This window comes from Deferrivibrio sp. (assembly GCF_055117995.1).
Genome location: NZ_JBSQOT010000016.1, coordinates 37,023 through 44,153, shown reverse-complemented (window position 1 = coordinate 44,153; position 7,131 = coordinate 37,023). Strand labels below are relative to the sequence as shown.

6 protein-coding genes are annotated in these 7,131 nt (G+C 34.6%); 4 read left to right on the top strand and 2 right to left on the bottom strand.

Translation table 11 applies throughout. The features are described 5' to 3' along the window. The 3 genes from ACTCAF_RS06120 to corA form a co-directional block, all read left to right on the top strand. The coding region (locus ACTCAF_RS06120; protein ID WP_463062411.1) for a helicase-related protein at positions 1 to 852 on the top strand (852 nt) is incomplete at its 5' end. Next, the gene (locus ACTCAF_RS06115; RefSeq protein ID WP_463062410.1) at positions 852 to 1,991 is read left to right on the top strand and encodes a THUMP domain-containing class I SAM-dependent RNA methyltransferase; all 1,140 of its coding nucleotides are present in this window, start codon (positions 852 to 854) and stop codon (positions 1,989 to 1,991) included. The genes ACTCAF_RS06120 and ACTCAF_RS06115, both read left to right, overlap by 1 nt. Before the next feature lie 70 nt (positions 1,992 to 2,061). Beyond that, entirely contained in the window at positions 2,062 to 3,012 is a 951-nt protein-coding gene (gene corA, locus ACTCAF_RS06110) for a magnesium/cobalt transporter CorA (protein WP_463062409.1), read from the top strand. Between the two features lie 24 nt (positions 3,013 to 3,036). Here the strand turns inward: corA and hflC are convergent, their stop codons facing one another. Together hflC and hflK are read right to left on the bottom strand one after the other, a co-directional pair. Continuing rightward, the gene (gene hflC, locus ACTCAF_RS06105; RefSeq protein WP_463062408.1) at positions 3,037 to 3,903 is read right to left on the bottom strand and encodes a protease modulator HflC; all 867 of its coding nucleotides are present in this window, start codon (positions 3,901 to 3,903) and stop codon (positions 3,037 to 3,039) included. Next, a complete protein-coding gene (hflK, locus tag ACTCAF_RS06100; RefSeq protein ID WP_463062407.1) occupies positions 3,900 to 4,877 on the bottom strand; it encodes an FtsH protease activity modulator HflK in 978 nt (325 codons plus the stop codon). The genes hflC and hflK overlap by 4 nt, the downstream gene beginning before the upstream one ends. A gap of 161 nt (positions 4,878 to 5,038) precedes the next feature. Between hflK and fusA the strand changes: the two genes are divergently transcribed. Next, positions 5,039 to 7,120 carry an elongation factor G gene (fusA, locus tag ACTCAF_RS06095; protein WP_463062406.1) on the top strand — a complete coding sequence of 694 codons (2,082 nt, stop codon included), beginning with the start codon at positions 5,039 to 5,041 and terminating at the stop codon, positions 7,118 to 7,120. The last annotated feature ends 11 nt before the right edge of the window (positions 7,121 to 7,131 follow it).

The following is a 7,131-nucleotide window of genomic DNA, read 5'->3' as shown; positions in this document are numbered from 1 at the left end:
GTCTTTTGCAGAACAAAAATTGATGTGGATAATGTGACCAACAAGCTTCTTGATAGAGGATACAGCGCTGATGCACTTCATGGTGATATTTCACAATACCAGAGGGAAAGAATTTTAAAAAAATTCAAGGAAAAAAAGATTAATATACTTGTTGCAACCGATGTTGCTGCAAGAGGAATAGATATTTCCGATTTAACTCATGTAATAAATTACTCCCTTCCTCAAGACCCTGAATCTTATGTACACAGAATAGGTAGAACAGGAAGAGCAGGTAAAGAGGGGACTGCAATTACATTTGTGACACCTGAAGAGTACAGAAGACTTGTTTATATCATGAGAATTGCTAAAGCAAAAATAAAAAAGGGTGATTTGCCAAAAATTTCAGATATCATTGAAACTAAAAAATCAAAAATAATAGAGGAGATAAAAAGCACTGCTGAAAACCTTGATTATTATGGAAACAAACATATTGACGATGTTGCAAGTGAACTATTGGACAGCATTTCCCCTGAAAAGATAATCAAAGCCCTTTTATCAATAAACTATAATGACGAATTTGATGAATCCACATACTCTGAAATCGCAGATGTCAAATCTATAAACAAAAAAGGGAAAGCAAGGCTATTTGTTTCACTTGGTAAAGAAAATGACTTTTCGCCAAAGACACTTGTAGATTTTATTTATGAAAAGACAGGAGTTGAACAAAATAAGTTAAGAGAGGTAAAGGTCTTTGACAAATTCTCTTTCGTAACTGCGCCTTACGAGGAAGCAGAAGTAATTCTTTCATACTTTAAAAAGCATAAAAAAGGTAAAAGGCCAATTGTGGAAATCGCAAAGGAGAAAAGAAGTTAATGTACCAATACCTAAAAACAGGGAAATATTTTGCTGTAGTACTCGACAATCTTGAAAAAATAGCTGCTGAAGAACTTGAAGAGCTTGGTGCGTTTGAACTAAATACAAAATACAGAGGAGTTTCTTTTAGTGCATCAAAAGAAACTCTATATAAAATTGTCTATTCAGCAAAAATACCTACAAGAATCTTAGCACCCTTGATTACTTTTGATTGCCACAGCACCAAATATCTTTACAAAACTGCAAGGCAAATAAAGTGGGAAGACTTTTTGAGTCTGGAAAAAACATTTGCAATATTTGCCTCTACATCCAACAGCTTGATTACACACTCTCAATATGCATCATTATGCCTCAAAGATGCAATAGCAGACTACTTTAGAGATAAATATGCAAAAAGACCAGATGTTCAACCCAAGACTCCTGATATATGGTTTAATCTCTATATCAATAACAATAAGGCCACAATCAGCCTTGAACTGACCGGAGGCTCCCTTCACAGAAGAGGCTACCGTAAACAAAGCAAAGAAGCTCCAATGATGGAGAATCTTGCTGCAGCCATCGTCCGCATTTCAGGCTGGGATGGGGATACAAAACTGTATGACCCTTTTTGCGGCTCAGGCACTATTCTTGCTGAAGCATTGCTTAAATATTGCAATATACCTTCTTGTTATAACAGAGAAAATTTGGGTTTATACTATATGCCTGATTTTGATAAAAGCCTTTTTGAAAAAACTAAAAATAACCTAATAAAAGGGATAAAACAACTCCCAAAAGGGCTTATTCATGGCAGTGACATTGATAAAGAAGCGATAAGCATTGCCAGAAACAACTTAAAGCTTATTCCCGGTGGAAATAATGTATCGCTCAACATCAGTGATTTTGCAAAGATTAACAGTATCGACGATTCAACAATTATCACAAACCCACCTTACGGTAAGAGGCTTGGTGAAAAAAGTGAAATTCAAAAGCTAATAAAAAATTTTGGAGATTTTTTAAAAAACAGGTGCAAAGGCAGCAAGGCATACGTATATTTTGGAAATAGAGAGTTGATAAAAAGTGTTGGTCTAAAAACATCCATGAAATTTCCATTAAAAAATGGTGGTCTTGATGGAAGACTAACATACTATTCAATATATTAATTTTAATAATTTTAATTGAAATTTATACAAAAAAAGAATAGTTTTAATAAACTTTAAAGGGAGGTAAAATATGATTAAAATTTACTCCAGAGATAAAAATGGCGTGATAAAAACATGTCAGGATATCAATACCTCTCTTCCAGATTTTGGAGAACTGCTCTGGATTGATATGATTAACCCGCTCCCTGAAGAGTTTAAGATAATTGCTTCAAGATATAATGTTGATTTCCCCACAAAACAGGAAACAGAAGAGATTGAAGTTTCTTCACGCTATTGGGAAACTTCCAAGGATATCACCGTAAACACCTACTTCTTCACAATAGTCGACAATACACCCCACAATGAAACTGTTTCATTTATTTTACAGGATAATTTTCTTGTCACAATAAGATACAGAGAACTTCGTACATTTGAAGAATGTATAAAAAAGATTATTTCCCTTCCAAATCTATTTAATTCAGGTTTTCATATATTTAGCAACATCCTTGAAATGAGGATAGATATGGACGCAGATATACTTGAGAATATTGCAAAAGGGATATCAAATTTAAGAAAAAACCTTTTGAATGAAGATATGGACAGTGAAGACTTGCTGGAGTCAATATCGATAAATGAAGACCACAACACAAGGTTGAGGGAAAGTTTAATCGATAAACAAAGACTCCTTTCTGCAATTTTAAAATCTCCAAAACTGCCTATGAGTCTTCAAAACAATTTTAAAATAATGATTAAGGACGTTAATTCTCTGATTGATTATACGAGATTTAATTTTGACAGACTTGACTACATTCAGAATATATTCCTTGGTCAACTGGGAATTGAGCAAAACAATATCATTAAAATATTTACCATTGTCAATGTAATATTCCTTCCACCTACACTTGTGGCAAGCATTTATGGGATGAACTTTAAGTTTTTTCCGGAGCTTAACTGGCCTTTTGGATACCCTTTGTCCCTGGTAATTATGCTGATATCTTCGATACTTCCCATTGTTATATTTAAGAAAAAAGGATGGATGTAAAACAAGCCCTCAAAAGAGGGCTTGTTATTGAATATCACCTTTATTGAGCAATCTCAAAAGCTTTGAATTAGTTGAAAGGAAATATTTGCTATTGTCAGTAAATACTTCTGAATAAACTTCCAGCGTCTTTATAAATTCATAGAAATTTGGGTCTTGTTTAAAGGCATCTGCATATATTTTCACAACTTTGGCATCAGTTTCCCCTTTTATCTCCTGAACTTTTTTATAGGCTTCGGCCAGAATGATTTTCTTCTCTTTTTCAGTTTTTGCTTTTATCTTCTGAGCTTCTTCAAGCCCTTCCGAGCGGTACTGTTTGGCAATTCTTATCCTTTCGGCGCGCATCCTTTCATATACCGCCCTTTCATTCTCAGGTGGCAGGTCAGCCCTTTTAATCCTTATATCCTGTATATAAATTCCATATACTTTTGCTTTTTCCCGTGCGGCTTTCGTGACATTTGCCATTATCTCATTTCGTGTCACACTCACCACTTCTGTCAAAGTATGCTGCCCCAATTCTATTCTCATTTCGGAATAAATAATATCGTCTATTCGAGACATTGCTCCATAAACATCTCTGACACTGAGATAAAATTTTAATGGGTCATCTATTTTCCACCTGCAGTAATTATCAAGCACAAGATTTTTCTTATCTTTTGTCAATATTTCCGAAACAGGTGCATCATACTCGAGAAGCATCTTGCTCAAATATGAAACACTGTAAATAAAAGGGATTTTAAAATATAGTCCAGGCTCCTTAATTACCCTTACTACTTTACCAAGATACGTGACAATGGCCTGCTCATTTACCTTTACAACAAAAAATGCCCCGGTAAAAGGTGCTGCAACTAACAAAACTACTACTATAATTATTCCTGCCAATAATTTTTTCATTTTTCTCCCCCCTTCCCTCTGATTTCCTCAAGACCCATAAAAGGATTTACATTTTCTATATTCTCATCAAATATGAATATCTGATTGTCTCTCAAAACCTCCGCCATTTTTTCAAGATATAGTCGCTTTTTAGTGATTTCAGGAGCTTTTTTATAGCTTTCATATATATTTAAAAATCTCACTGTTTCGCCTTTAGCCCTTTCTATTTTTTCAACCTCGTATGCTTCTGCATCAAGAATCATTGCTGCAGCTTCAGCTCTTGCTTTTGGTATTATCTCATTTCGGTATGCCTCTGCCTCATTAATAAACCTGTTTTTGTCCTCCTTTGCACTTGCAACATCCTTAAAAGCAGCAACTACAGCCTTTGGTGGCTCAACATCCTGCAATTGGACAGCAACAATATCAATACCGGAATTATAAAAATTGAGTATCTCCTGAAGTATATCCTGTGTTTCAATTTGAATCCTGTTTTTTTCTGTTGTCAGAATATCGTCAATTTTCTCCTTACCTGCTACTTCCCTTATTGCTGATTCTGCTGCATCTTTAATAGTTTTTTCTACATTTAAAACATTGTATAGATATTTCACTATATCCCCTATTTTATATTGCACAATTAAATCAATACTGACAATATTTTCATCTCCTGTAAGCATAAGCGCTTCTTTAGGTACTGACGTTATTTGTCCATTCTTGGAAGTTCTAAATCCAATTTCAATTCGATGTATCTTGGTAACTTCTGCCTTGTCAATCCTTTCAACAGGAAAAGGAATATGAAAATGAGGACCTGCGCCTACAACTTTGACAATTTTACCAAACCTTACAACTACAGCTTGCTCATTGGCTTTAACAATATAAAACCCGCTCAATAGCCATACAACAAGCACAATAATCAAAATAACAATACCGGAAATATTGAATTTTAATTTTGGCAATTTTATATTGAGCTTTTGGTCGCCCCAAGGGTTATTTTCCATCTTATCCTCCTAATTTATATATTTGTTAAATATTAAACCATAAGCTTATTTATTTAAAATATTATACAGGTTAAAGAAAAAAAATAAACATTTTTCTACAAATTATTGAAAATGATAATTTAATTTGTTAGAATTATTTAAATCAATGATGGAGGGCGTCTATGAATGTAAGTGATATTAACAAAATACGAAATGTTGCATTTATTTCACATGGTGGTGCGGGTAAAACAAGCCTTATTGAAGCAATACTTTACAATGCAAAAGTAACCAAAAAAATTGGCAGTGTTGACAATGGATCAAGTGTTATGGATTTTGATCCAGTGGAAATTGAAAGAAAAATATCAATAAACAGCAAAGTGTGTTCAATTGAATGGGAAAAGAATTTAATCAATATAGTTGATACTCCCGGATATTCAAATTTTTTACATGAAACAAAAGCTGCTCTTTCTGCCGTTGGTGGAGCAGTAGTAATAGCAAGTGCAATTACCGGTGTAAAAGCTGAAACAGAAAGGGTGTGGAAATTTGCCGACCAGTATGATCTTGCAAAACTCATATTTGTAAACAAAATGGACAAAGAGAGAGCGGACTTTTTCAGATCTCTTTCTGATATTGAAAAATCTTTTGGTATAAACCCCGTACCTCTTTTCCTGCCTATTGGTGCGGAAGATACTTTTAAAGGGATTATTGATCTTGTTAAAATGAAAGCATATATATACCCGGACGAGCCAACCGCTGAATATAAAATCGAAGAAATCCCATCAGACTTACTTCCCGAGGCAGAAGAATATAGAAATAAACTTATTGAAGCAATCAGCGAAACAGATGATGCATTGATTGAGAAATTTCTTGATGGAGAAGAGTTTACTGAAGAAGAAATCTTCAAAGGGATAAGGGAAGGGACTATATCAAAAAGATTCATTCCTGTAATTTGCGGTTCAGCCACAAAAAATATAGGTTCAAAACTTCTGTTAGAGGCTGTAATAAATTATCTTCCATCCCCTCTTCAAAGAGAAAGAAGGGAGGCAATCGATAAAAAAACCGGTGAGACAATATTTATCGATCCCCAGGACAAGACACTGGTAGGATTTGTTTTTAAAACATTTATAGACCCATTTGCCGGAAAGTTATCGCTCATAAGACTTTATTCTGGTGAACTCAAAAATGACAGCGAAATTTACAATGTAAATAAAGATGAAACTGAAAAAATAAACCAATTATACCTATTGCAAGGAAAAAATTTTGTAAAAACTGATAAATTGATAGCTGGTCAAATAGGCATGGTAAATAAATTAAAATATACAGAATCCTTTGATACTTTCACGGACAATAAGAAAAATCAAATAGAAATTACGCCTGTTGAATTACCTGAGCCTGTTCTTGCTTTTTCGCTTGTGCCAAAATCTAAAGACGATGAAGACAAAGTAAGTAGCGGATTGCACAGATTAATGGAAGAAGATCCGGGGATAAGAGTTAATAGGGATGAGCAGACCGGTGAGCTACTCTTAAATGGTATGGGACAAATGCACATTGAAGTCATTGTTGAAAAGTTAAAGAAAAAATTTAATGTAGAAGTTGATCTTAAGACACCAAAAGTACCATACAAAGAAACAATTAAAGGTAAAGCCAGCGGACAGGGAAAATATAAAAAGCAATCTGGCGGTAGAGGGCAATACGGAGACGTATGGATTACTATCGAGCCTCTTTCAAGAGGACAAGGATTTGAATTTGTAGATCAAATTGTGGGTGGTGCCATACCAAAACAGTACATACCTGCTGTAGAAAAAGGGATTAGAGAGGCTGCACAGGAAGGTGTTATAGCAGGTTATCCTATGGTAGATTTTAAAGTTACTCTTTATGACGGTTCATACCACTCTGTTGATTCTTCTGAGATGGCATTCAAAATCGCCGCATCCATGGCTTACAAAAAAGTGGCTATGGAAGCAAAGCCAGTGCTTCTTGAACCTATTATGAATATAGACATTTTTGTTCCAGAAGATGCAGTCGGAGCTGTCATAGGTGATTTAAACTCAAGAAGAGGTAGAATCCTTAATGTAGAACCACAAATCAATGGGCAACATGTTTCAGCACAGGTTCCTATGGCTGAGATATTAAAATATGCGCCAGATTTAAGGAGCATGACAGGCGGTAGAGGTATGTTTACAATGGAATTTAGCCATTACGAAGAATTGCCAAGCCACCTTTCTGAAAAGGTAATTCAGGCTAGTAAAAAGAGTGAAGATTAATTTAAAGGGGT

Excerpts from the sequence above, each read along its gene's own strand:
- ACTCAF_RS06115 (WP_463062410.1), top strand. The coding sequence starts at position 852 with ATGTACCAATACCTAAAAACAGGGAAATATTTTGCTGTAGTACTCGAC.
- corA (WP_463062409.1), top strand. The coding sequence starts at position 2,062 with ATGATTAAAATTTACTCCAGAGATAAAAATGGCGTGATAAAAACATGT.
- hflC (WP_463062408.1), bottom strand. The coding sequence starts at position 3,903 with ATGAAAAAATTATTGGCAGGAATAATTATAGTAGTAGTTTTGTTAGTT.
- hflK (WP_463062407.1), bottom strand. The coding sequence starts at position 4,877 with ATGGAAAATAACCCTTGGGGCGACCAAAAGCTCAATATAAAATTGCCA.
- fusA (WP_463062406.1), top strand. The coding sequence starts at position 5,039 with ATGAATGTAAGTGATATTAACAAAATACGAAATGTTGCATTTATTTCA.